This is a genomic window from Pseudaquabacterium rugosum (assembly GCF_038066575.1).
Taxonomy (GTDB): Bacteria; Pseudomonadota; Gammaproteobacteria; order Burkholderiales; family Burkholderiaceae_C; genus Pseudaquabacterium; species Pseudaquabacterium rugosum.
Map to the genome: position 1 here is coordinate 1 of NZ_JBBUTF010000022.1, position 22,757 is coordinate 22,757.

Genomic DNA, 22,757 nt, shown 5'->3' on the forward strand with positions numbered 1-22,757 from the left:
GAGCCCCGCAGCGTCTTGCCATCGATGGCGATGTGCTGCTGCGCCAGGTTCGGGCACAGCTGGGTCATCCAGCCTCGAAAACAGTCCTCGAACCGCGCCGAGTCCAGCATCGCGAACACTCGGCTGAAGGTGTCGTGCGAGGCGATGCCCTGCTCGAACGGCAGGAAGCGACGCAACCACTCCAGCTTGAACTCGCCCCACTCACTGACATCGACCCAGTCCTCCGCCCCGGCGGAGATCGCGCACAGCGCCGTCAGCAGCAACTCCTGCAGCGGGTACTGGAAGCGTCCGCTCGGTTTGCGCGGATCGTCCAGGTCTTCGAAGCGCCGCATCAGTTCGTCGCCAGCAGCGGTCAGGTCGGATGCCATCGTGTCAGGTCGTTTTCGGGAGCCGCGTTCGTATCACACATCGGGGGTGGGGGGCTAATGCAATCGCCCTGCGTTCTTCCCCGAGGAGGCGCCCGACGATCTGTTCCTGGTGCGCCAGCGCAAGGCCAAGCTCGAAGGTTATGTGCAGAGCCTGGCGGCGATGGACGAGTTGATCGACTTCGGGGCGATGGCTGCTGCGGTGGATCGGGCCTGCCCCCGGCCCGACCGCAGCAAGGGCGGCCGCCCGCCGTACGCCACCGAGCTGCTGGTGCGCATGGTCTTCCTGCAGGGCCTGTACAACCTGTCGGACGAGCAGTGCGAGCGCCAGGTGCTCGACCGCCTGAGCTTCCAGCGCTTCTGCCGGGTCGATGGCGCACTGCACATTCCGGATGCGCGTACGCTGTGGTCGTTTGGCAGTCACGGCGGCCAACGCCGATGACGGCCGCCAGCTACAGAAGGTGCTGCAGACGGCCAACACACGCGGCCGCTTGTGGGCCGATCGCGCCTACGACAGCGAAGCCAATCGCCAGGCGCTGCGACAGCACGGGCTGTGCAATGGCATCGCGCGGCGGGCCCGGCCGGGCCAGACGGCCAAGGTGAGGCTCAAGCAGCCCAACAAGACGATCAGCCGGACACGGGCGCGGGTCGAGCACGTCTTCGCGGCGCTGCACCAGCAAGGCGGCAAGTGCGTGCGGGCGAGAAGCTTGGCGCGCAACGCGCTGGCATGGGTGGCGTACAACGCGCGGCGGCTGCGGCGGGCGAGCAAGGGCCTGTCACGGTCGGCTTTGGGCGATCTCAGCGCGTTCGGATGGGTTTCGGATAGCGCCCAGATCGATTGAAGCAGGCGGAGTCCAGTTGTTCCATGGGCGCAATGGCGTAGCTCATGTCAGCTCCCGCATCGATCACCGGCCGCAAACATGCATAGAAAAATGGGGTTCTCTGTGCATGTGACCCCCGACATGACAAGGGAAGCTTGCTTTCCTATGCATGCAGGCGCTTCCACCCATGGTGTTGAACTGCTTTTCCACCTGTTGGGCGAACTCGTCCTGCAGCCGCCTGAACCGCCAGCGTGGTCCGCGGAGACCAGTTGGTCTGAGCGGCCCACCCCACCCAGCTCCCTGACAGACAATGCCCCATGCATCCGATCCTGACCTGGACCGCCGCCGACGGCACGCCACACCAAGCCGCCTGGCGCTCGCTGGCCGGCCATCCGGCCCCTGAACGACTCCTGCTCGCCGACGACCGGCTCGGCGCCGACGCCGCACTGCGTGCCGTCGAATCCGGCACCGGCCTGCTGTGGCAGGGCGATTACCTGAACGCGCGCCACCTGCTGCAGGCCATGTCACGCCGGCTGGAGGCGCGGCTGCAGCGCCCGGGCGCGCAGCCGGCGGGCCAGGGCCCGGCCGAGGCCTTCGCCCGCCATCGCGCGCTGCAGGGCGAGCGCGCCCGCCTGCTGGGCCGCCTGTTGCTGCGCCTGGACGCCGATCACCAGCTCGGCCTGCCGCGTGCGCCCGACGTGGCTGACGCCGCGCGCGAGGCCCACGGCCCGGTCGACGGCCCCTGGATCACCAGCCTGCGGGAGCTGCTGGGCCTGATCGGCGCGCACGAGTGGCGCAAGAAGGGTGTGCCGGTGCCCGCCCTCGGCCGCAAGGCGCTGGTGCACCCGCACTACGGCGTGTTCTCGCCGGTGCGCGGCGAGTATGTGCAGTTGGTGGCCGAGGCCCCGCTGCCGGCCATCGTGCACGGCGCGGGCGCCTTCGACATCGGCACCGGCACCGGCGTGCTGGCCGCCGTGCTGGCCCAGCGCAAGCTGCGGGTGACGGCCACCGACAACCAGCCCGCCGCCCTCGCCTGCGCGGCCGAGAACCTGGCGCAGCTCAAGCTGGACAAGCGGGTCACGCTGCTGCAGGCCGATCTGTTCCCGCCCGGCCATGCGGGGCTGATCGTCTGCAACCCGCCGTGGGTGCCGGCCACGCCGGCCTCGCCGCTGGAGTCGGCCGTCTACGACCCCGACAGCCGCATGTTGCGCGGCTTCCTGGCCGGGCTGGCCGCCCACCTGTCGCGCGGCGGCGAGGGCTGGCTGATCCTGTCGGACCTGGCCGAGCACCTGGGCCTGCGCAGCCGCGCCGAGCTGCTGGGCTGGATCGAGGCCGGCGGGCTGTGCGTGATCGACCGCATCGACACGAAGCCGGTGCACCCGAAGTCACGCGACGCCGGCGATCCGCTGGCGATCGCCCGCGCGCAGGAGCTCACCTCGCTGTGGCGCCTGGGGCACCGGCCCAAGGGCTGACCGCTCGCTGACCACCGGCACGCTGCCCAGCCGCGGCCCCAGCGGCGGCAGCGCGGCCAGCGCCGACAGCAGACGGCCGACCTTGCGCAGGCCGGTCTTGTCGCGCAGGCTGCCGATCTGGGCCCGGATGGTCGAGATCTTCACGCAGCGGTGGCGCGCGATCTCGCTGACCGCCTGCCCCTCGCACAGCGCGGACAGCACCTCGACTTCCGACGGCGTGATGCCCAGGCTGCGGGCATAGAGCGCCAGGGTGCTGGCCTCGACCGCCGAGGATCCGCCCTGCATCACCAGCAGGCGCCCCGACTCGCCGGCCAGCGGTGCGACCACCACCGGCCGGCCTGCCTCGCCGCCGGGCACCAGCAAGGAGCGCACGCCGAGCATCGCCTGCTCGTAGGCCCGCCGCAGCGCAGGCTGGGCCTGTGGCAACAGCGCGCGCAACTGCCCCTCGATGACCTCCAGCCCGGCGGCCTGTGCCTGGGCCAGCCGTGCGGCCGGATTCCGATACTCGACGGTGCCCCCGGCATCGACGATCCACAGCGCCAGACCCAGCGCGTCCAGTGCGCTTTCCAACAGCCGCTCACGCGGCGTCATCAGCGTTGATGACATGTTGACCCCCTTTGTCTTGTGTGCAGCGCCGGGTGCGCAGGACTGCCCCAACACTCCGGCGTGTCGCGACTGTCCGACAGGCGATCCGGGCTCGCCAAGCGATGTCTGGTAATGCCCGGCATTAGCGTGCGCGACACCCACCGCCCCGTTCCCGCCCGCCGTACCGCAAGCCCCGAACCGCCCATGCGCTGGACTGCCACTGATTTCGAACGTCTGGATCCCCGCCTGTTCCGTGCCTTCCTGGCCGTGGTCGGCCACGAGAGTTTTTCAGCCGCCGGGCAGCAGATCGGGCTCACCCAGGGCGCCATCAGCCAGCAGATCGCCAAGCTGGAGGACCGGCTGAACGCGCAGCTGTTCGTGCGCGCCGGCAACCGGGTGGTGACCACCGCCGTGGGCCGCATGCTGTCCGACCACGCGCAGGCCTACATCGACCACACCTCGCGCTTTCTCGAACAGCTCAACGAGGAATTCGAGTCCATGCGCGGCCAGGTCAGCTACGCGATGCCCGAGAGCTGCATCCATGCCCCTCATTTCGGCTGGCTGCTGGACCGCCGCCGTGACTACCCGGAGCTGGTGCTGGCCATCGAGCTCAAGCCGGCCGAGGCCGTGCTGGCCGACGTGCTGGCCGGCGAGATCGACTTCGGCTTCGCCAACCGCGACGTCGATCATCCGGCGCTGGTCTGCCACCCGTTCTGCGCCGAGGAATACGTGCTGGCCTGTGCCGCCGGCCGCGTGCAGACGGCCACGCCCGCCTCGCTCGACGAACTGCTGGCCCTGCCGCTGATCGTCTATCCCGGCATGATCGACGGCCTGAATGTCTGGGCCGCACGCCACTGCAACGAGCGCGATCCGGTGGGTGCCGTCGCCCTGCGCACGCTGGGACAGTTCAACGACATCCGTGGCGCGCTGGCCATGGTGGCCGGTGATCTGGGCCTGACCGTGCTGCCGCGCCACGTGGCCGCGGCGCAGGTGGCCGCCGGTGCCATCCGCATCCTCGAGGGCCGGCCCGAGCGCGCGGCCATGCAGCCCATCGGCATCGTCCGCCGCCGTGACCGCCGCATGTCCGCACGGGTGCGGCGCGTGATCCGGTGGTTCCTGGAGATGCACACCGAGCTGCAGCCGGTGCCCGAGGAGTTCCTGGACTGAACTGAACGGCAACGCGGCCTGCGGGCTCCGCCCGGGTGTCGCCGGAACCGGAGCGGCGGCTCAGACCCGCGCGCGCGGCGGCGCCGACCGCGCATCCTCCAGCAGAAGGCGTGCGGCCTCGATGCGCTGGGCCAGCGGCGCGGCGCGCGCGTTCATCACCGCGCGCAGAAAGACCTGGGGATCGTCGGTGGGGGGCAGGTCGTCGAGCCGGGCGTCGGTCGACGAAGGCGGCGGCTCGGCCACCGGGGCTGCCGCGGCCATCACGGCCACCGGGGCCGCCGCCGGCTGCAGGCCCGGCCGGCCCGCGGTGGCGCCGGCCTGCGACGCCGCGGCAGACGGGATCGAGGCCATGGCCGGCGCCGGCGCGGCCACCACGGCCACGGCCTCCGCCATCGCCAGCATGTCCGCCGCCACCCGCCAGGCCTGGGCCCGCACCGGCCGCAGGGCCGCCAGCAGCCGGGCTTGACCATCGTCGCCGGGCGGCAGATCCAGCCAGGGCGTGTCACTGAACAGGGGCGCCAGATCGGGCGCGACGAAGGCCGACCAGCGCGGCTCGCCGTCGTCGCCGGGGCCGTGGTCCTGCGGCACGGTGGGCAGGGCCCAACCGGTCAGCCGGTCGGCGGCGGGATGCAGGGCCCGCAGGAGGGCTCCGGGGTCGGCGGCGTCGAGGGCATCGACCTGGTCCAGGGCCTCGCCGATGTCGACCAGCCCGGGGGCCGCGGTGGCTGCGGTGGCTGCGCTTCGGGCGCTGCGGGCCGCAGGGTCCGTGGGTGCGGGAGCCCCCGCAGCGGGCAAGGGCGGCCAGGTGCGCAGCCGGTGCGCCGGCAGATCGGGCAGCCAGCGGCGCACGGCGGAGGCCAGCCAGGCGGCCGCCTCGGCCTCGGGCACCGGGCGTTCGAGGGCGAACCACAGCTGCATCGCGTCGACGCCGTCGACGGCGATCAGCGGCGCCGGCAGTTGCAACGCGCTCTGCACGCCGGACCACAGCGGCGCCAGCAGGCTCCAGTCGGCCGGGCGGCCGACCGACAGCACCAGCGCGCGGCCGCAGCCGGGCTGCAGCGGCTCGGCCGGATGGGGTTCGAACAGGCGGCGCCAGGCGGCGCCCAGATGGGCAAAACTGTGTTCGGACACGGGCAGGAGACGAGGTCGATCGGTGGAATGGCGGCCGGCCACCACGGCCACGCACCCGGTTGCCCGGACCCGCGGCAGACTGCGCCGGCACTGTGCAGCAATTGTGATCCCCGCGCGGCGCCCCCGGCATGGCGGCCGCGCACTTGCCAGCCGGGGGCGGCCTGCGGTCCACTGCCGGGTCTGCCAGGTTTGCCGAGCCATCGCCCCGTGCATCCTGGGTCGGCCGACCGGTCGGGGCCATCGTGCCGCGGCACCCATGCCGGCCGTGCCCGCCCAGCCGCCGAACGACCCAACGGCCCGTCCCTGCGTCCCAGTACCCCGCCCGCCTTGCCCCGCCTGACGATCACCACCCGCCTGTTCCTGGCCGTGCTGGCGATGACCGCGCTCGTCGCGCTGGTCATGGGCGTGGCCGCGCAATGGAGCTTCCACCGCGGCTTCATCGGCTTTCTCAACGAGCAGGCGGCCGCGCGCCTGGATGTCTCGGTGCCGCGCCTGCAGTCGGCCTATGCCGAGCACGGCGACTGGGAGTTCCTGCGCGGGCGCAACCGGCTGTGGTTCATGCTGACGCGGCCCGACGACGACCCGACGCCGATGGAAAGCCACACGCGCGGCCCGCACCCCGAGCCGGCGCTGGACCCGACCCAGCCGCTGGGCGCCTCCGAGCTGCTGGGCGCCAGCCGCCGCATGAGCCTGCTCGACGCCCAGCGCCAGCACGTGATGGGCTTCCGGCTGCAGTCGGCGCAGTCCGAGGAGCGCGAGATCGTCGTCGGCGGCCAGGTCGTCGGTTACCTGATGCTGGCGCCGATCCAGCGTTTCACCGACGACGCCGCGCTGCGCTTCGTCAACAGCCAGCTGCGCGCCAGCCTGGGCGCCGGCCTGCTGGCCCTGGCCCTGGCCGCGCTGCTGGCCTGGTGGGTGGCGCGCCGGCTGCTGGCCCCGGTGCGCCAGGTGGCGCAGGCCACCCACCGCCTGAGCGCGGGCGACTACACGGTGCGCGTGCCGGTGGCCGGCCACGACGAGGTCGCCCAGCTGGGCCAGGACTTCAACCAGCTGGCGCTGACGCTGGGCCGCAACGAGCAGGCCCGGCGCGACTTCATGGCCGACATCTCGCACGAGCTGCGCACGCCGCTGGCCGTGCTCAAGGGCGAGCTGGAGGCGCTGGAAGACGGCGTGCACCAGCCCACGCCCGAGCTGCTGGCGCTGCTGCGCGGCAAGGTCGATCTGCTGGGCGATCTGGTGGGCGATCTGCACACGCTGGCGCTGGCCGACGTCGGCGCCCTCAGCTACCAGCGCCAGGATCTGGATCTGGTCGACCTGGTGCGCGACGAGGCCCGCACGCTGGCGCTGGGCTGCGAGGCGCGCCGCCTGGCGCTGCAGATCGATCTGCCGGCCGCGGCGCTGCCGGCGCAGGCCGATGCCGCCCGCCTGCGGCAGCTGCTGCACAACCTGTTCGGCAACACCGTGCGCCACACCGATGCCGGCGGCCAGGTGCGCCTGAGCCTGCGCCGCGAGGACGACGCGGCCGTGCTGGACCTGCAGGACTCGGCCCCCGGCGTGCCGGACGCCGACCTGGCGCGCCTGGGCGAACGCTTCTTCCGCGTCGAGCGCTCGCGCACGCGCCAGGGCGCCGGCAGCGGTGGCCAGGGCGGCAGCGGTCTGGGGCTGGCGATCGCGCGCAGCATCGCCGAGGCCCACGGCGGCCACCTGCTGGCCCGCGCCGCGCCGCTGGGCGGGCTGTGGATGCAGCTGCGGCTGCCGCTGCTGCGCCAGACGGCTGTCGAGCGAGCGGGCGAAACGCCCGGCGCCCATTGCGGCCTCGGCCACGGCCTCGGCCACGGCGCCGATCCCAGGCCCACGCCCACGCCCACGCCCATGCCCCGGACAGACCCTGACCGCGCACGCCCACCGACGGACGGCGCCTGATCGCTCGATCGCCCGATCCCGATTTCGATCCCGAACCCCGCCCGGCCCGCCGCGGATGACAGCCCCCACCGATCCCGACAACCGCCTGGACAACCGCCTGGACAGCCGCCCGGACCTGCACCCGGATACCCGCCCCGGCCACGCCAGCGGCGCCCGCCCAGGCCCGGCCCTCCCGCCAGCCCGCATCCTCGTCGTCGAGGACGAGCCTGACCTGGCCCGTCTGCTGGCCGACTACCTGCGCGCCGCCGGCCACCAGGTCCAGGTGCTGGGTGACGGCGCCGCCGTGATCCCGCTGCTGCGTCAGGCCGATCCGGACAGCGCCCCGCAGCTGATGGTGCTGGACCTGATGCTGCCCGGCCGCGACGGGCTGAGCCTTTGTCGCGAACTGCGTGGCTTCAGCGCGATGCCGGTGCTGATGCTGACCGCCCGCGTCGAGGAGATCGACCGCCTGATCGGCCTGGAGGCCGGCGCCGACGACTACGTCTGCAAGCCCTTCAGCCCGCGCGAAGTGGTGGCCCGCGTGGCCGCCATCCTGAGGCGCATGCAGCCGGTGGCGCCGTGGACGGGCGCGGCACCGGTCGCATCGGAACAGCGGTGGCCGGCGGAAGCGCCGGTCTGGGAGGGGGCACAGGGCAACGTTGGAGCTGGAGCTGGAGCTGGAGCTGGAGCAGGTGCAGGTGCGGGTGCGGGTGCGGGTGCGGGTGCGGGTGCGGGTGCTGGCGCGGGTGCGGGTGCGGACCGTGTCGCGGGAGCTGGCGGGGGAGCGGAAGGCGGCCTGGGGCTGGGCATGGGCATGGGCGTCGGCACCGCGGCCTGGGCCGGCCCGGGCCCGGTCTCGCCCCGGGGCACGGCCTTCGACGCGGGCCGGCCCCTGGCGCGCCCCGTCGACGGCCCGCCGCTGCAGATCAACGCGGATTGCATGACGGCCCGCCTCTGCGGCCAGCTGCTGGAGCTGACGCCGCTGGAATTCCGCCTGCTGCGGGCGCTGGCCGCCCATCCCGGGCGCGTCTGGTCGCGCGACCAGCTGCTGGACAAGCTGCACGACGACCACCGCGCCCTGAGCGAGCGCACCGTCGACAGCCACATCAAGAACCTGCGCCGCAAGCTGCAGGGTGCCGGCGCCGGGCCGGACCCGATCCGGTCGATCTACGGCGTCGGCTACGCGCTGGAGTTGCACGGCGGCTGAGCGGCTGAGCGGCTGCTGAGCCGCGGCTGAACGGCGGTCCTGCGACGGGCCGCACGACGGCGGCCGTGAAGCGCTCGCGCCCACGCCCACGCACGCACCTGCACCCGCACCCGCACCCGCACCTGCACCCGCACCCGCACCCGCACCCGGCCCCGGACCCGGACCCACACTCGCATCCGCCACCCGCGCCCGCCCCGCGCCCGCGTTCTGGAAATCCTCGGCTGGCTGTACTCGGCCCCACCGCCCGCGCCCGCGCCAGCGCCCGCACTCGCACTCGCACTCGCACTCGCATCCGCCACCCGCGCCCGCCCCGCGCTCGCGCCCGCGCCCACGTTCTGGAAATCCTCGGCTGGCTGTACTCGGCGCCAGCGCCCACCCCGGCCGGCCGATCCGCCGCCGGCCCCCTACAGTCCGGCCATGACCGACGACCGCCCCGCCCTGCTCGAGATCCACGGCCTGCGCCATGCCTGGCCCGGCCAGCCGCCGCTGTTCGACGGCACGTCGCTGCGGCTGCCCGCCGGCCTGGTGCGGCTGGAGCTGGAGGTCGGCAAGACCACGCTGCTGGCCCTGATGGCGGGACGCCTGCGGCCTGCGGCCGGTCGCCTGTGCTGGCAAGGACAGGACTGGACCCCGGGCACCGGCACCCACACCGCCGGAGCGGCCATCCCGTCGCAGGCGCCGTCCTCGCCGTCGTCAACGTCATCGGCGCCGTCATCGCCGTCATCGCCGTCATCGCCGTCATCGCCGTCACCATCCGCGCCATCCGCACCACCGCGCCCCGACCGCGGCCCCGTCGACATCTGCCACCCCGACGCCCGCGATCCGGCCCTCGACGCGCTGACACCCGCCGGCCTGTGCGCGGCCGGTGCCGCCGCCCACCCCCGTCATGACCCCGCCCGATGGCAGGCGCTGGTGGCGGCCTTCGGCCTCGACGCCCATGCGCACAAGACGCTGGCCATGCTGTCGACCGGCTGGCGGCGCAAGGCCGTGCTGTGCGCGGCCCTGGCCCACCGCGCCGCGCTGACGCTGCTGGACGAGCCCACCGCCGGCCTCGACGGCCCGGCGCTCGACGTGCTGGCCCGCGCCCTCGAGGACGCGGCCGCACACGCCCGGCGCGAGGACCGGCTGCTGGTGCTGGCCGCCGACTGGGGGCTGGCATCGCGGCTGCCATCGGCCCGGGTCATCGCGGTGTGAGCACGGCTCGGCAGCGTGCCGCGCGGCCGTCAGCCATCTGCAGGCGCTCTGCGGTACAACCCTCGGCGTGAGCGCCCTCCCGTCCACCTCCGGTCCCGCCCTTCCGCCCGGCCCGCCCCCCGCTGCACCCTCCGCAGCGACCTCCGCAGCCCCGCTGACCGCTGACCCCGGCCCGGATCGCGCAGCGGCGCCGGAAGCGGCGCCGGTGGCATCGGCATCGGCATCGGCATCTGCACCAGCACCAGCACCAGCGGCGGCAGCATCTGCACCGGCCGCACCGGCCCCAGCCCCCGGCGACGCCCGGCACCTGCGCCTGGCCCGGCTGCAGCGGCTGCGCCGCATCGCCAGCGCTCTGCTGGGCGCGCATGCGCTGGTCTATGGCGTGGCGTTGCTCGCGCCGCACCCGACGCTGGCCACGCCGGGCCCGCTGGCCGCGGTGGGGGACTGGGCCGGCTGGCCCTGGCTGCGCGCCTATGCCGAGGCGGCCATGGTCGGCGGTCTGGCCGACTGGTTCGCCGTCACTGCCCTGTTCCGCCGGCCGCTGGGCCTGCCGATCCCGCACACCGCCATCCTGCCCACGCGCAAGGCCAGGCTGGCGCGGGGTCTGGCCGACTTCATCGTCGAGCGCTTCGCGCGCCCCGATGCGCTGCGCGAGCGCCTGGCCGGCCTGGACCTGGGACGGCGCGTGGGCCGCTGGCTGGCCGATGCCGACCATGCCCGCGCCCTGGCCGAGCGGGTGGACGCCCTGCGCCCGCCGCTGCGCGCGCTGCTCGACGACCCGCAGCTGGACCTGCGCGGCCGCGGCCTGCAGCTGCTGCGCGAGCGCCTGCAGGGCCTGGACGTGGCGCCCCTGGCCGCCCGGCTGGCCGACGAGCTGCAGCAGCGCCGGCGTCACCAGGCGCTGCTCGATGCGGTGCTGCCGCCGCTGGCCGGCTGGCTGGCTGACGAGGACCTGCAGGCCCGGCTGGCCGACAGCATCGCCCAGGAGCTGCGCTACCTGAGCGTGGTGCGGCTGGACCAGGTGGCCGGGCGCGTCGTCGCGCGCAAGCTGGTCGATGGCGCCGGGCGGCTGGCCGCCGCGGTGGCCGAGACCCCCGACCACCCCCTGCGCCAGCGCCTGGACAGCGCCTTCGACGGCTGGGTGCAGCGCCTGCACGGTGACGCCACGCTGGCCGACAGCCTGCGCGCCGGCTGGCTCGCGCTGCTGCGCACGCCGGACACCGACGCCCTCCTCGACGCGCTGTGGGACGGCCTGCGCCGCCAGCTCGACCGGGCGCTGGACGACCCGGCCCGCGCCAGCCTGGCGCCGCTGGTGCGCCGCTTCGGCGAACGGCTGCAGAGCGACGGCGCGCTGCGCGACTGGGCCCAGGCCCTGCTGCTGGAGGCGGCCGAAGCCGCCGTCCACCGCCACCGCCCGGCGCTGCGCGACTACCTGGTCGACGAGATCGACCGGTGGGACACCGCCTCGCTCAGCGCCGAGCTGGAGTCGCAGCTCGGCCCCGATCTGCAGTACGTGCGCATCAACGGCACGCTGGTCGGCGGCCTGGTCGGCCTGACGCTGCACGCGGTGCAGCGGCTGGCGGGGCTCTAGCGGACGGCGGCGGGCACCGCGGCGCCGGTCAACGCGCCCACAGGGCCGCGCCGACCACCACCAGCGACAGCAGCAGGTTGACGCTGACCAGGCGGCGGATGCGGTCCTGCACCGCGGCGGCCTCGGGCCAGGCCGACACCGCGCAATGGTCGCGCAGACGCGGCCACAGCCGCAGCTGGATGACGAGGTAGATCACGGCCATCGCGCCGCCGACACCGGCCATCACGTGCCAGCCCGGCGGCACGCCGGCCCAGCCGCCGGCCGCCATCACCAGGGCCTGGCCGCTGGCCAGCAGCACCAGCACGGCCAGCCCCACCCGCGGCAGGAAGCGCCCCAGCACGGCCGCCCACAGGGGCAGGCGCTGCGGCGGCGCCAGCACCGAGACCGCGGCCGGCCGCAGACACAGATGGGCGAAGGCCATGCCGCCGATCCAGAAGGCGGCGGCGAGCAGGTGGAGCGACAGCAGCAAGGTACGCGACATGGGCAGCGGAACGTCTCGGTGAGGGGGCGCCTCGGCCGGCGGACCTGGATCCGACGCGACACGGGCCCGGCCATCATGCCTGCTGGCCGTGGCCGCCGGACGCTGCCGCGTCATGCGCATGACATGGGTCGGTCAAGGGCGCGTCACGTGCCCCGCGTGCAATGCGCGGCGTGTCCTCGACCCCTGCTTCCGCCCCCGCGCTGCCACCGGCCGGCCTGACGATCCGATGCGCCGTCCGGCCGCCGCTGCGCCGCGTGGTCCGGCCGGCCCTGGTCTGGCTGGCCGTGTTCGCCCTCGTGGGCCTGGCCTGCGCGCTGCAGCAAGGTCCGCTGGACCGCGCGCTGTTCCATGGCCTGAACGCCTGGGGCCCGCAGGCGCCGGGCCTGTGGTCGGCGCTGTCGGTGGCCGGTCTGGGCCTGAGCCTGCTGCTGCTGGTCGGTGCGGCCGGCCCGCGCCAGGCCGCGACCGTCGATGCGCTGCTGCTGACGGTGCTGTTCGGCGGCCTGCTGGTGCAGGCCCTGAAATGGACCTGGGCCGATGCGCGCCCACTGGCCGTGCTGGGTGCGGCCCAGGTGCATGTGCTGGGCGAGCGGCTGCACGGCCGCTCGATGCCCTCGGGCCACACCGCGATGGCCTGCGCCGCCCTGGTGCTGGTCTGGCCGCGGCTGCGCGGCGCGGCGCCGCGCCTGCTGGCGACCGCCTTCGCCGTGGGCGTCGCGTTGTCGCGCAGCGCCGTCGGCGCGCACTGGCCCAGTGATCTGCTGGCCGGCGCCGCCCTCGGCGCAGCGGTGGCCTGGAGCGTGGACCGAGGCCTCGCCCGCCGGCACCGGGCGACCGTGCCGGCGCCGGCAGAGCCGGCGGCCGGGTCGGCGGCAGCGGCAGCCGCCACCGCGTCCCCGGCCTCATCGCCCTCAACCCCCTCAACCGCCGCACCCTGCGCCACCACACCCACGCCCGGCCGCCGGCGGGCGATCGCCATCGGCCTGCTGGTCGGAGCGGTGGCCATCGTGCTGCAGCCGGCGGCCGGCGCGACGGCCGCGGCGCTGCAGTGGGGGCTGGCCGCCTGCGGCCTGGTCGGCGCCTGGCGCTGGTGGCCGCGCCCGCCCGTGACGGCCGGCGCCCCACATCCGACGCGCCCGCCGACCGGCTCCACCACCCCGGCCAGGCCCGCCACCCCGACCGGGCCCACCCGGGAGGCCGCGGCCGCCACCGCCCTCACGTCCGCGGCCTCCGCCGCCGCCACACCCTGCCCATGAGCGCCGTCCTGCAACTGCCCACGGCCACCGGCCCGCGTGCTGCGCCCGCCACGCCCCTCTCCCGCCCCGACGCGGACGGACCGCGGGCCGCCGATCCGCTGGCCCATCGCCTGTCGGTCGTCGTGCCGATGTACGACGAGATCGACAACGTCGTGCCGCTGATCGACGCGGTCCAGGCCGCCCTGGCCGACCACCGCTGGCCCTGGGAGCTGATCGTGGTCGACGACGGCAGCGCCGACGGCACCGGCCCGGCGCTGGAGCGCCACGCGGCGCGCACCGGCGCCCATGTGCGCGTGCTGCGCCTGACGCGCAACTTCCGTCAGACCGCCGCCATGCAGGCCGGCATCGACGCCGCGCGCGGTGACGTCATCGTCACGATGGACGGCGATCTGCAGAACGATCCGCGCGACATCCCGCGCCTGGTCGAACGCCTGCTGCGTGAGGACCTGGACCTGGTGGCCGGCTGGCGGCGCGAGCGCCAGGACGGCTGGTGGCTGCGCAAGCTGCCCTCGCGCCTGGCCAACCGGCTGATCCGGCGCACCACCGGCCTGCACTTCCAGGATCTGGGCTGCAGCCTCAAGGCCTTCCGCGCCAGCGTGCTGCGCCGGGTGCGGCTGTACGGCGAGATGCACCGCTTCATCCCCGCCTGGCTGGCCACCGTGACCTCGCCGGCCCGCATGGCCGAGGAGCCGGTGCAGCACCGCGCCCGCAGCCACGGCCAGTCCAAGTACGGCCTGTCACGCACGCTGCGCGTGCTGACCGATCTGGTGGCGATGCGCTTCTTCCTCAACTTCGGCTCCCGGCCCGGGCACTTCTTCGGCGTCGCCGGGCTGCTGATCTCGGGCGTGGGGGCGCTGATCCTGGCCGGGCTGCTGGTCGAGAAACTGATGGGCGCCGACGTCGGCACCCGGCCGCTGCTGGCGCTGGGCTTCTTCCTGGTGCTCGGCGGCCTGCAGTTCATGACCACCGGCATCATCGGCGAGCTGCTGATCCGCATCTGGTACGACGGCGGCCAGACCCTGCCCTATCACCTGCGCGCCACGGCCACGCCGGCCGACGCTGCCGGCTGGCACGAGGCGGCATGAACGCGAACGGGCGATCCCCTGCGCGGCCACGCTCGCGCACGGCATGCCGGAGCGTGCGGTGAGCGCGGCGCTGCCCACCCACCGCCCGCCGCAGGAACGGGACGACGCGCCGATCAGGGCCAGCGGCCCCCTCAGCGACAGCGCGCCGCGGGGCCAGACCGTGCTGATGTGGGTGGCGATGCTGTCCGCGCTGGTCTGGACCCTGGGCCTGGGCGCGCTGCCGCTGTTCGATGTCGACGAGGGCGCCTTCGCCGAGGCCTCGCGCGAGCTGCTGGTCTCGGGCGACTGGGGCCACACCACGCTCAACGGCGCCGACCGCTTCGACAAGCCCATCCTGGTCTACTGGCTGCAGGCCGCGGCCATGCAGCTGCTGGGGCCGACGACGGCCGCCGCGCGCCTGCCGTCGGCCCTGTGCGCCTGGGCCTGGGGGCTGACGCTGGCGCTGTTCCTCTGGCCGCGCCACGGCGCGCGCGCCGCGCTGTCGGTGCTGGTGCTGCAGGCCACGGCGCTCGGACCGCTGCTGATCGGCCGTGCCGCCACCGCCGACGCGCTGCTGAACCTGCTGCTGGCGCTGACGCTGACCGATCTGTGGCGGCACCTGGAGCGCCAGTCCGGCCAGCAGCGGCCGGCCACTGACCGGACGATCGACCCGACCGCCGACACGGCAGGCCAGCGCAGCGCCGCCCGGCCGCTGCGCCGAGCCGCGCTGTGGATGGGCCTGGGCCTGCTGGCCAAGGGGCCGGTGGCGGTGCTGATCCCGGCCGCGGCGCTGGCGCTGTGGCTGGCCAGCCTGGGGCCACGGCAGGCGCTGCGGCACGCCCGGCCGCTGCTGGGCGACACCCGGGCCTGGCTGATCCTGCTGGGCACCGGCCTGCCCTGGTATGCCTACGCCTGGGCCCGCCACGGCCAGGCCTTCATCGACGGCTTCTTCCTGCGCCACAACCTGCAGCGCTTCGGCGGTCCGCTCGAAGGCCATGGCGGCAGCCTCGGCTACTACCTGCTGGTGCTGCCGCTGCTGTGCCTGCCCTGGGCGCCCCTGCTGTGGCTGCCGCTGCGGCGGCTGTGGCGCGGACCGGCCGCCACGCCGGTCGACGGCCCGGCGGCGCAGCCATCCCCGTCGGCCGCGGCCGACACCGGCGGCCTGTGGACGCAGGCCGAGGCCCGCTGGCTGCTGTGCTGGGCGGGCTTCGTGCTGGTGTTCTTCTCGCTGTCGGGCACCAAGCTGCCGCACTACGCGCTGTATGCGCTGTCACCGCTGCTGCTGCTGGTGGCCCGGCTGCTGCCTTCCGCCGGTGCCGGCCTGTGCCGGCTGACCGCCATCTGCGCGGCGGCCCTGGTGGTCTGCGGCACCGCCGCCCCGTGGCTGGCAGCCCGGCTGGCCACGGCCGCCGAGCGAGCCGGCCACGGTCGCAGCGCCGCGCTGCTGGCCAGCGCCGATCTGCCGGCCGCCCCCGGCCCGCTGCCTGCCGCCCTGACCCTGGCGCTGATCGGCGTGCTGAGCCTGGGGCGGCCGGCCTCGCGTCACGGCCTGTGCGCCGATCTGCGCATCCTGGCGCTGGCCGCGATCGCCGCACTGTGGCTGGGCGCGGCCGTGCTGCCCTGGTGGGCGCAGGTGCTGCAGGGCCCGGTGCAGCAACTGGCCCGCCGCGCGGCACGTGAGCCGGCACCGCTGGTGCAGTGGGGGCTGCACCAGCCGTCGATCGCCTATGTCGCGCGCCGCCCGACGCCCCGCCGGGCCCCCCTGCCGGGCGAGCTGGCGCTGACCTGGGTCGACCGGATCGAGCCCGCGCCGCCGGCGGGCCTGCGGCTGGAGCGCCTGGCCGTCCAGGGGCCGTACGCCCTGGTGCGCCGACTGCCCGATGCGCCGGCCGTGCCGTCCGCCGACGGCCTCGGCCGCGACGGCCGTGCCGTGGATCGGCCGTGAGCGTGCGCCATCCGCCGTGGCGGGCGTCACTGGAGCGGCCATCGGCGCTGCGGCCGGCCGGGGCCGCGCCGTGCCGCGACCCGGCCCTGCTGCCGGCGCGGGTGCGGGGCCTCACGCGGGCCCTGACCCTGGCCGTGGTGCTGATGCTGGTGCTGGCCCTGCGCCTGCTGCTGATGCGCCACACCGGGGCCGGTCTGCACGTGGACGAGGCCCAGTACTGGCTGTGGTCGCGTGAGCTGCAGTGGGGCTACCACTCCAAGCCGCCGGGCATCGCGGCGCTGATCGCGTGGTCGACGGCACTCTGGGGCGACGAGGTGATCGGCGTGCGCGCACTCGCCATGGCCTGCCACCCGCTGGCCGCCGCCGTTCTGTGGCGGCTGGCGCACGACAGCGCGGCCGGGGCGGCGGGCCGAGGCCGAGACAGCGCCGACGCCCGGCGCGCCGGCCACTGGGCGCTGGCGCTGTTCCTGTGCAGCCCGCTGTCGGGCCTGCTGGGCCTGGTGGCCACCACCGATGCCCCGCTGCTGCTGTGCTGGTCGGCCGCGCTGCTGGCCCTGTGGCATCTGGTGCAGGGCGGGCCGGCCGGGGCGACGGCCCCCGCGAACCACCTCCACACGCGGGCCGCCGGCATCGCGCTGGCGCTGGCCGTCGGCCTGGGCCTGCTGTCGAAGTACACGATGGCGGCCTTCCTTCCCGGTGCGCTGGCCTGGGCGGCCTGGGCCGGCGGAGCGCCCGCGCTGCGGCGGGTGGCCCTGGCCCTGGGCGGGGCGCTGCTGGTGTTCGCGCCCCATCTGGGATGGAACCTGGCCAGCGGGATGGCGACCTGGCAGCACACGGTCGCCTCGACCGTGGATGTCGCCCCACCGGGCGACCGCAGCCTGCCGCGGCGCGTGGCGGAACTGCTGGCCGCGCAATGGCTGCTGTTCGGTCCGGTGGCCAGCACGATCGCCCTGGCGGCCGCTCTGGGCGCGTGGCGGAGGCGGCCGCCGCACGCCGGCTGGGCCGATCGGGCCGGTGGGGCCGGCCGGTCCGCCTGGCCCGACCGCCGGACGGTCGCAGAGCTGGCCAGCGGCCTGCTGTGGTTCAGCGCCCTGCCCCTGCTGCTCGCCGGGCTGTCGATGGCCGTGCGCGGGCGCTTCGAGGTCAACTGGATCGCGCCGCTGCACCTGATGGCGGCCCTGGCGCTCGGCCGCTGGCTGGCCGCCGCACCCACGGTCACCCAGCGCCGCAGCGCCGTCGCGCTGGGCCTGCAGGCGCTGCTGGTGATCCTGCTGGCGGCCTTGCCGGCCCTGGTCCAGGCCTGGCGGCCGGGTCATTTCCCGCCACCGGCGCTCGATGCCTGGGCCCGCATGCGGGGCTGGAACGACGCACTCGACCGCCTGCGGCCGAGCCTGTCGCCCACGCCCGGCGACGGACAGCGCCCCCGGATCCTCGGCAGCGACCGCCATCTGCTGGCCCACACCGCCTGGCGCTGGCGCGACCTGCACCCGCAGCTGATCGCCGCCGATGTCGACGGCCGGCCCGACCACCACTTCGAGCGCGTCTGCCCCTGGCAACGCGCACTGCGCGCCGGCGAATCCGCCCTGCTGCTGAGCCAGGAGCGGCCCCCCGCCCGCTGGGCCGCCGCCTTCGACCGCATCACGCCGCTGGCGGACGTGCAGGTCGAGCGCTCGGCCGGACGGCGACTGACGCTGCGCCTGGCCCTCGGCACGGGCTTCCGCCCGGATGCCGCGGTCGATGACCCACGCCTGCTGCCCGCCCCCGACGATCACCGGAGATGCCCATGAAGTCCGCCGTCACGCTGCGACTGCCGCCCCCCGGCCCGGGTGAGGCACCCCGCGCGGGGCTTCACCATACCGCCGCACCGGCCGCCTCCGGCGCGGACGCCGGCGCAAGCGAAGGCGCTGGTCCGGGCCCGGGCCCGGCGTGGCCCACCGCCGTCGACGCCGGAGCGGACATGCGCCAGGCGGCCGCGGACCGTCAGCGCAGGTCGCGGGTGGGGCGGGGTCTGCCGGGTCTGGATCGAAGTCTGGGGATGCGGCTACGGCAGCGCGAACGCGAGGCCGCGGGCACCGTGCTCACGCTGGTCCTGCTGCTCGCGCTGTTCACCACCTGGCCGACGCTGGACCTGCAGGTCAGCGCGCTGTTCCACCGCCCGGACCACGGCTTCATCGGCAACGACTGGGCGCTGGTGCGCGGCGTCTATCTCGCCGTGCCCTGGCTGGGCTGGGCGGCGGCGATGGCCGGTGCGCTGGTCGCGGCCACGCACTGGTCAGGCCCGCGCGGCCTGGGCGTGCGCTGGTGGCGTCGCACGATGGTGCTGGCGCTGATGATGCTGCTGGGCGTGGCCGGCCTGGTCAACGGCGTGCTCAAGGAGCACTGGGGCCGGGCCCGCCCGGTCGCGGTCCAGGCCTTCGGCGGCGAGCGCCAGTTCTCGGCCGCCGGTGTGCCTGTCGACCAATGCAGCCGCAACTGCTCGTTCGTCAGCGGCCATGCCGCCACCGGCTTCGCGGTCGGCGCGATCGGCCTGCTGGGCAGCCCGCGCACGCGCCGGCGCTGGGCTCGGGCCGGACTCATCGCCGGACTGCTGGTGGGCCTGGGCCGCATCAGCCAGGGCGGTCATTTCCTCAGCGACGTGCTGTTCGCCGGGCTGGCGATGCAGGCCTGCGGCTGCGCGCTGCGCCTGGCCTGGTTGCGGGTGCGCGTGTGGGTGCGCCGGCCGCGGGCGGGCCGGCTGGCACTCAGCGGAAGGTCAGGTTGAGGCCGTCGATCAGGCCGTTGACCTTCAGCCGCGCCCCGGAGACGCGGTTGCCATTGGCGCGGTCGATCTCGAGGCAGTCCTCGGTCTCCGACATCACCGTGTTGACGGTGCTGATGGTCTTCAGACACAGCAGCGCATGGGTCGAATCGACCCGCTCCAGCGTCCAGTGCACATTGGCCGTGCCGATGGCCTGGGTCAGGGCCGCGTCGCTGTAGACCACACCGCTGACCAGTGGCGTCACGCCGCTGCCCGGGACCGCGGCCGACGGCAGGCTGGCCTGCAGCGTGGCATAGCGGGTGTAGACGTTGCCGCCGACGGTCAGCAGCGGCTGGAAAGGTCCGTTCGCGTAGGCCGTCACGCTGCCCAGGGAACGGGTGCCGGTGACGCCCGCCTCGACCACCTCGGCCGTCTGTGCGACCTGCTTGATCGTCCGGCCGTCCGTCGTGGTGCCGAGGTCCGATCCTGGTGCCAGCGTGAAGGTCATCGAGAAGCTGCGGCTGCCGGACGTGGCCTGCAGGCCGGCGATGCGCAGCTGGGTACCCGCGTTGGCCGCATAGGCCTGGGTCATCGCCGCGTTCAGGTCATAGACCTCGCTTGGATCGGCCGTGGAGGTGTTGCTGCCGCCACCACCGCCGCCGCCACAGGCCGCGAGCGCGCCTGCTCCGACGATGGCGATCACGGTTCCAAGACGTTGGAACCGGCTCACGTCATGAGCGGCCGGCGGACGGGCGGGGAGGAGGCGACGGAAGTTCATGGCGACAGCGTAGCGAGGGCCGTGGGGGGGCCGCCCCCTCAAGCCGGGGGACGGAGGCCGCATTCTCGACGCATTCATGGCAACAACGAGAAACATTGCACGGTCAGCTCGTGAGCCGATCGGACCGGCCACCGCCCGTGTTCGCCTCAGGTCGGCAGCTCGACCGTGCGGCGGAAGGCCCGCCCGTCGGCGCCGAACAGGTGGCAGACCTCGGGCCGCACGCCGAGGGTGACGACGGTGCCCGGCGCCGCACTGGACGAGCCCTCGACGCGCAGCGTCATCAGCGGCGCCCCCTCGCTCAGCGCCAGATACAGCAGCGAGGCATCGCCCAGGCGCTCGACATGGCGCAGCCGGGTCGACAGTGCGGCGCCGGCTGCCCCGGTGCCGGCATCGGCCGGCGTCAGATGCTCGGGCCGCACGCCCAGGCTGACGGCCGCCCCCGGCGCGCAGTCGCGGGCATCGACCGCGGCCGTGATCTCGCAGCCCTGCACCTCGACCACCGCGTGCGTGGCCTCGGCCCGCAGCAGGCGGCCGGGCAGCACGTTCATCCGCGGTGAGCCGATGAACTCGGCCACGAACAGGTTGTCGGGCCGGTGGTAGAGGTCCATCGGCGTGCCGTACTGGGCGACGCTGCCCAGGGTCTGCACCTCGGGGCCGGCGCGCAGCAGCACGATCTTGTCGGCCAGCGTCATCGCCTCGACCTGGTCGTGCGTCACGTAGATCATGCTGGCATGGCCGATGTCGTGGTGCAGCTTGGCGATCTCCAGCCGGGTCTGCACGCGCAGCGCGGCGTCCAGGTTCGACAGCGGCTCGTCGAACAGGAAGACCGCCGGCTCCTTGACGATGGCGCGGCCGATGGCCACGCGCTGGCGCTGGCCGCCGCTCAGCTGCTTGGGCAGGCGGTCCATCAGGTGGCCGAGCTGCAGGATCTCGGCCGCCCGCTTCACCTTGGCCGTGATCTGGGCCTTGTCCGCGCCCAGCGTCTGCAGGCCGAAGGCCATGTTCTGCTCGACCGTCATGTGCGGATACAGCGCATAACTCTGGAACACCATGGCCACGCCGCGCTGGGCGGGCGGGGTGTCGTTCATGCGCTGGCCGCCGATCAGCAGCTCGCCCGAGCTGATCGTCTCCAGCCCGGCGACCATGCGCAGCAGCGTGGACTTGCCGCAGCCCGACGGGCCGACGAAGACGCAGAACTCGCCCTGCTCGATCACCAGATTGGCGTCGTGGATGGTCAGCGGCAGGTCCGGGCCGTAGCGCTTGCTGAGGTGCTGGAAATCGATGCGGGACATGGGCGGGCTCGGGGTTGCGTCGGTGGAAGGGCGGCGGGGCGGGCGCCTTGGAGAACGGCGGAGACGGGCTCGGCGGAGGAAGCGGCGCGCCCGCCTCAGCCACAGCAGGCGTGCAGCACGCCCCAGGGTTCGAGGACCAGCGCGCCGTCAGCGGCCCACCGCGCGCCGCGGCCGGGCGCGCCGTCGGCCGGGCGCAGCCGGCCGGCGCGGGGCTGCACCGGCAGACGCTGCACCTCAGGGCTCAGGTTGAACGCGCACAGCAGGCGCTGGCCATCGTCCGCGATGCGCTCGAAGAGCAGCACGTCCGGCGCCTCGGCCGCGGCAGGCCAGACCTCGATCGCCCCCGTGCGCAGCGCCGGCTGGCCACGGCGCCAGGCCAGCCAGTCCCGCCAGTGGTTCAGCAGCGAGCCGGGATCGGCCGTCTGCCGGTCGACGGCCAGCGGGCCGTGCGATGCGGCCAGCGGCAACCAGGGCCGGACCGATCCGCTGCCGAAGCCCAGATCCGGCGCATCGGCCACCCACGGCATCGGCGTGCGGCAGCCATCGCGGCCCTTGAACTCCGGCCACATCGTGATGCCGTAGGGATCGCGCAGGTCCGCGAAGGCGATCTCGGCCTCGGGCAGGCCCAGCTCCTCACCCTGGTAGAGGCAGACGCTGCCGCGCAGGCTCAGCAGCAGCGCACAGGCCGCGCGCAGCTGGCGCGCGTCGGGCTCGGCGCCCCCCCAGCGCGTGGCCACGCGCACCACGTCATGGCTGGACAGGGCCCAGCAGGGCCAGCCATCGCCGGCCACCGCCTCGTAGCCGGTGATCACGCGGCGCAGGTGCTCGGCATCGCGCGCCTCGGTCAGCAGGTCGAAGCAGTAGCCCTGGTGCAGCCGATGCTGGCCTTGTGCGCCGCTGCGCGTGTACTCGGCCACCAGGCGGGAGGCCGACGCATCACCGATCTCGCCGAGCAGCACGATGTCGCCGTGGCCATCGCACAGCGCACGCACCCGCTCCAGGAACGCCAGCGTCTCGGGCTGGTTCTTGTCGTACAGATGCTGCTGCCAGGAATAAGGGTTGTTCGAGGGCGCGGTCGCGTTCTCCTCGGTCGGCACGCCGCGGCCGGGGTTGTCGCGCAGCTGCAGGTCGTGGCAGCAGAAGTTGATCGCATCCAGACGGAAGCCGTCCACGCCCAGATCGAGCCAGAAGCCGATGACCTCCAGCAGCGCCTGCTGCACGGCCGGGTTCTGCACGTTGAGGTCGGGCTGGCTGGCCAGGAAGTTGTGCAGGTAGTACTGGCGGCGACGGGTGTCCCACTGCCAGGCGCTGCCGCCGAAGATGCTGAGCCAGTTGTTGGGCGGCGTGCCATCGTTCCTGGCGTCAGCCCAGACGAACCAGTCGGCCCGGGGGTTGTCGCGGCTGGCGCGGCTCTCGATGAACCAGGCGTGCTGGTCCGAGCAGTGCGACAGCACCTGGTCGATCATCACCTTCAGGCCCAGGTCGTGGGCACGGGCGATCAGCGCCCGCAGATCGTCCAGCGTGCCGAACATCGGATCGACCGCGCGGTAGTCGGCGATGTCGTAGCCGAAGTCCTTCATCGGGCTCTTGAAGAACGGCGACAGCCAGACGGCGTCCACGCCCAGCCGGGCGAGATGATCGAGCCGGGCCGTGGCACCGCACAGGTCGCCGATGCCGTCCCCGTTGCCGTCGGCGAAGCTGCGCGGGTAGATCTGGTAGATCACCGCGCCGCGCCAGGCGTGTGCACCGTCAGACATGCTCATGCGCCC

The 22,757-nt window shown here is 74.4% G+C and carries 20 protein-coding genes and 1 pseudogene; 14 read left to right on the forward strand and 7 right to left on the reverse strand.

Annotated elements, in window-relative coordinates:
• Nucleotides 1–368 (reverse strand): ISAs1 family transposase (locus AACH11_RS20180; RefSeq protein ID WP_341376073.1); only part of this gene is annotated, 368 nt, incomplete at its 3' end.
• A 109-nt stretch (nt 369–477) separates the two neighbouring features.
• On the opposite strand from AACH11_RS20180, the gene AACH11_RS20185 reads away from it, so the two are divergent.
• The 3 genes from AACH11_RS20185 to AACH11_RS20195 all read left to right on the forward strand — a co-directional run bounded on the left by AACH11_RS20185 (nt 478) and on the right by AACH11_RS20195 (nt 2,658).
• Nucleotides 478–807 carry a transposase gene (locus AACH11_RS20185; protein ID WP_341376074.1) on the forward strand — a complete coding sequence of 110 codons (330 nt, stop codon included), beginning with the start codon at nt 478–480 and terminating at the stop codon, nt 805–807.
• On the forward strand, nt 758–1,207 hold the full coding sequence (locus AACH11_RS20190) for a transposase (RefSeq protein WP_341376075.1): 450 nt from the start codon (nt 758–760) through the stop codon (nt 1,205–1,207). Before AACH11_RS20185 ends, AACH11_RS20190 begins: the two co-directional genes overlap by 50 nt.
• A gap of 296 nt (nt 1,208–1,503) precedes the next feature.
• Nucleotides 1,504–2,658 (forward strand): methyltransferase, encoded by a 1,155-nt coding sequence (locus AACH11_RS20195; protein WP_341376076.1) that lies wholly within the window; start codon nt 1,504–1,506, stop codon nt 2,656–2,658.
• On the opposite strand, the gene AACH11_RS20200 is transcribed toward AACH11_RS20195, so the two are convergent.
• Complete coding sequence (locus AACH11_RS20200) at nt 2,572–3,264, reverse strand: helix-turn-helix transcriptional regulator (RefSeq protein ID WP_341376077.1); 693 nt, start codon at nt 3,262–3,264, stop codon at nt 2,572–2,574. The two genes, AACH11_RS20195 and AACH11_RS20200, sit on opposite strands and share 87 nt — an antisense overlap.
• Before the next feature lie 183 nt (nt 3,265–3,447).
• Between AACH11_RS20200 and AACH11_RS20205 the strand changes: the two genes are divergently transcribed.
• Complete coding sequence (locus AACH11_RS20205; protein WP_341376078.1) at nt 3,448–4,410, forward strand: LysR family transcriptional regulator; 963 nt, start codon at nt 3,448–3,450, stop codon at nt 4,408–4,410.
• A gap of 60 nt (nt 4,411–4,470) precedes the next feature.
• Here the strand turns inward: AACH11_RS20205 and AACH11_RS20210 are convergent, their stop codons facing one another.
• Complete coding sequence (locus tag AACH11_RS20210) at nt 4,471–5,541, reverse strand: hypothetical protein (RefSeq protein WP_341376079.1); 1,071 nt, start codon at nt 5,539–5,541, stop codon at nt 4,471–4,473.
• 327 nt (nt 5,542–5,868) lie between these two features.
• On the opposite strand from AACH11_RS20210, the gene AACH11_RS20215 reads away from it, so the two are divergent.
• The 5 genes and pseudogenes from AACH11_RS20215 to AACH11_RS20235 all read left to right on the forward strand — a co-directional run bounded on the left by AACH11_RS20215 (nt 5,869) and on the right by AACH11_RS20235 (nt 11,435).
• Nucleotides 5,869–7,464: an ATP-binding protein gene (locus tag AACH11_RS20215; protein WP_341376080.1), complete on the forward strand. Its 1,596-nt coding sequence runs from the start codon at nt 5,869–5,871 to the stop codon at nt 7,462–7,464.
• A gap of 184 nt (nt 7,465–7,648) precedes the next feature.
• A pseudogene (locus AACH11_RS20220) lies at nt 7,649–8,011 on the forward strand (response regulator); the annotation flags it as partial.
• Nucleotides 8,012–8,383: 372 nt separating this feature from the next.
• On the forward strand, nt 8,384–8,650 hold the full coding sequence (locus AACH11_RS20225) for a winged helix-turn-helix domain-containing protein (RefSeq protein ID WP_423228780.1): 267 nt from the start codon (nt 8,384–8,386) through the stop codon (nt 8,648–8,650).
• Between the two features lie 417 nt (nt 8,651–9,067).
• Nucleotides 9,068–9,844: an ABC transporter ATP-binding protein gene (locus AACH11_RS20230; RefSeq protein ID WP_341376081.1), complete on the forward strand. Its 777-nt coding sequence runs from the start codon at nt 9,068–9,070 to the stop codon at nt 9,842–9,844.
• A 205-nt stretch (nt 9,845–10,049) separates the two neighbouring features.
• On the forward strand, nt 10,050–11,435 hold the full coding sequence (locus AACH11_RS20235; protein ID WP_341376082.1) for a DUF445 domain-containing protein: 1,386 nt from the start codon (nt 10,050–10,052) through the stop codon (nt 11,433–11,435).
• A 28-nt stretch (nt 11,436–11,463) separates the two neighbouring features.
• Here AACH11_RS20235 and AACH11_RS20240 read toward each other — a convergent pair whose 3' ends face one another.
• Nucleotides 11,464–11,916, reverse strand: coding sequence for a CopD family protein (locus AACH11_RS20240; RefSeq protein ID WP_341376083.1), 453 nt, complete (start codon nt 11,914–11,916; stop codon nt 11,464–11,466).
• A gap of 170 nt (nt 11,917–12,086) precedes the next feature.
• Between AACH11_RS20240 and AACH11_RS20245 the strand changes: the two genes are divergently transcribed.
• From AACH11_RS20245 to AACH11_RS20265, 5 genes are all read left to right on the forward strand, one after another.
• A complete protein-coding gene (locus AACH11_RS20245) occupies nt 12,087–13,172 on the forward strand; it encodes a phosphatase PAP2 family protein (RefSeq protein WP_341376084.1) in 1,086 nt (361 codons plus the stop codon).
• A complete protein-coding gene (locus AACH11_RS20250) occupies nt 13,169–14,257 on the forward strand; it encodes a glycosyltransferase family 2 protein (protein WP_341376085.1) in 1,089 nt (362 codons plus the stop codon). Before AACH11_RS20245 ends, AACH11_RS20250 begins: the two co-directional genes overlap by 4 nt.
• 58 nt (nt 14,258–14,315) lie before the next feature.
• Nucleotides 14,316–16,181 carry a glycosyltransferase family 39 protein gene (locus AACH11_RS20255; protein WP_341376086.1) on the forward strand — a complete coding sequence of 622 codons (1,866 nt, stop codon included), beginning with the start codon at nt 14,316–14,318 and terminating at the stop codon, nt 16,179–16,181.
• Nucleotides 16,178–17,968: a glycosyltransferase family 39 protein gene (locus tag AACH11_RS20260; protein WP_341376087.1), complete on the forward strand. Its 1,791-nt coding sequence runs from the start codon at nt 16,178–16,180 to the stop codon at nt 17,966–17,968. Before AACH11_RS20255 ends, AACH11_RS20260 begins: the two co-directional genes overlap by 4 nt.
• A gap of 287 nt (nt 17,969–18,255) precedes the next feature.
• A complete protein-coding gene (locus AACH11_RS20265) occupies nt 18,256–18,942 on the forward strand; it encodes a phosphatase PAP2 family protein (RefSeq protein ID WP_341376088.1) in 687 nt (228 codons plus the stop codon).
• Here the strand turns inward: AACH11_RS20265 and AACH11_RS20270 are convergent.
• The 3 genes from AACH11_RS20270 to AACH11_RS20280 form a co-directional block, all read right to left on the reverse strand.
• Complete coding sequence (locus AACH11_RS20270) at nt 18,923–19,621, reverse strand: hypothetical protein (protein ID WP_341376089.1); 699 nt, start codon at nt 19,619–19,621, stop codon at nt 18,923–18,925. The two genes, AACH11_RS20265 and AACH11_RS20270, sit on opposite strands and share 20 nt — an antisense overlap.
• A gap of 221 nt (nt 19,622–19,842) precedes the next feature.
• Nucleotides 19,843–20,988, reverse strand: coding sequence for an ABC transporter ATP-binding protein (locus tag AACH11_RS20275; RefSeq protein ID WP_341376090.1), 1,146 nt, complete (start codon nt 20,986–20,988; stop codon nt 19,843–19,845).
• A gap of 95 nt (nt 20,989–21,083) precedes the next feature.
• Nucleotides 21,084–22,751 carry an alpha-amylase family glycosyl hydrolase gene (locus AACH11_RS20280; protein WP_341376091.1) on the reverse strand — a complete coding sequence of 556 codons (1,668 nt, stop codon included), beginning with the start codon at nt 22,749–22,751 and terminating at the stop codon, nt 21,084–21,086.
• Nucleotides 22,752–22,757 lie beyond the last annotated feature (6 nt).

Excerpts from the sequence above, each read along its gene's own strand:
- AACH11_RS20195 (WP_341376076.1), top strand. The coding sequence starts at position 1,504 with ATGCATCCGATCCTGACCTGGACCGCCGCCGACGGCACGCCACACCAA.
- AACH11_RS20205 (WP_341376078.1), top strand. The coding sequence starts at position 3,448 with ATGCGCTGGACTGCCACTGATTTCGAACGTCTGGATCCCCGCCTGTTC.
- AACH11_RS20190 (WP_341376075.1), top strand. The coding sequence starts at position 758 with ATGCGCGTACGCTGTGGTCGTTTGGCAGTCACGGCGGCCAACGCCGAT.
- AACH11_RS20250 (WP_341376085.1), top strand. The coding sequence starts at position 13,169 with ATGAGCGCCGTCCTGCAACTGCCCACGGCCACCGGCCCGCGTGCTGCG.
- AACH11_RS20225 (WP_423228780.1), top strand. The coding sequence starts at position 8,384 with ATGACGGCCCGCCTCTGCGGCCAGCTGCTGGAGCTGACGCCGCTGGAA.
- AACH11_RS20200 (WP_341376077.1), bottom strand. The coding sequence starts at position 3,264 with ATGTCATCAACGCTGATGACGCCGCGTGAGCGGCTGTTGGAAAGCGCA.
- AACH11_RS20275 (WP_341376090.1), bottom strand. The coding sequence starts at position 20,988 with ATGTCCCGCATCGATTTCCAGCACCTCAGCAAGCGCTACGGCCCGGAC.
- AACH11_RS20280 (WP_341376091.1), bottom strand. The coding sequence starts at position 22,751 with ATGAGCATGTCTGACGGTGCACACGCCTGGCGCGGCGCGGTGATCTAC.
- AACH11_RS20240 (WP_341376083.1), bottom strand. The coding sequence starts at position 11,916 with ATGTCGCGTACCTTGCTGCTGTCGCTCCACCTGCTCGCCGCCGCCTTC.
- AACH11_RS20230 (WP_341376081.1), top strand. The coding sequence starts at position 9,068 with ATGACCGACGACCGCCCCGCCCTGCTCGAGATCCACGGCCTGCGCCAT.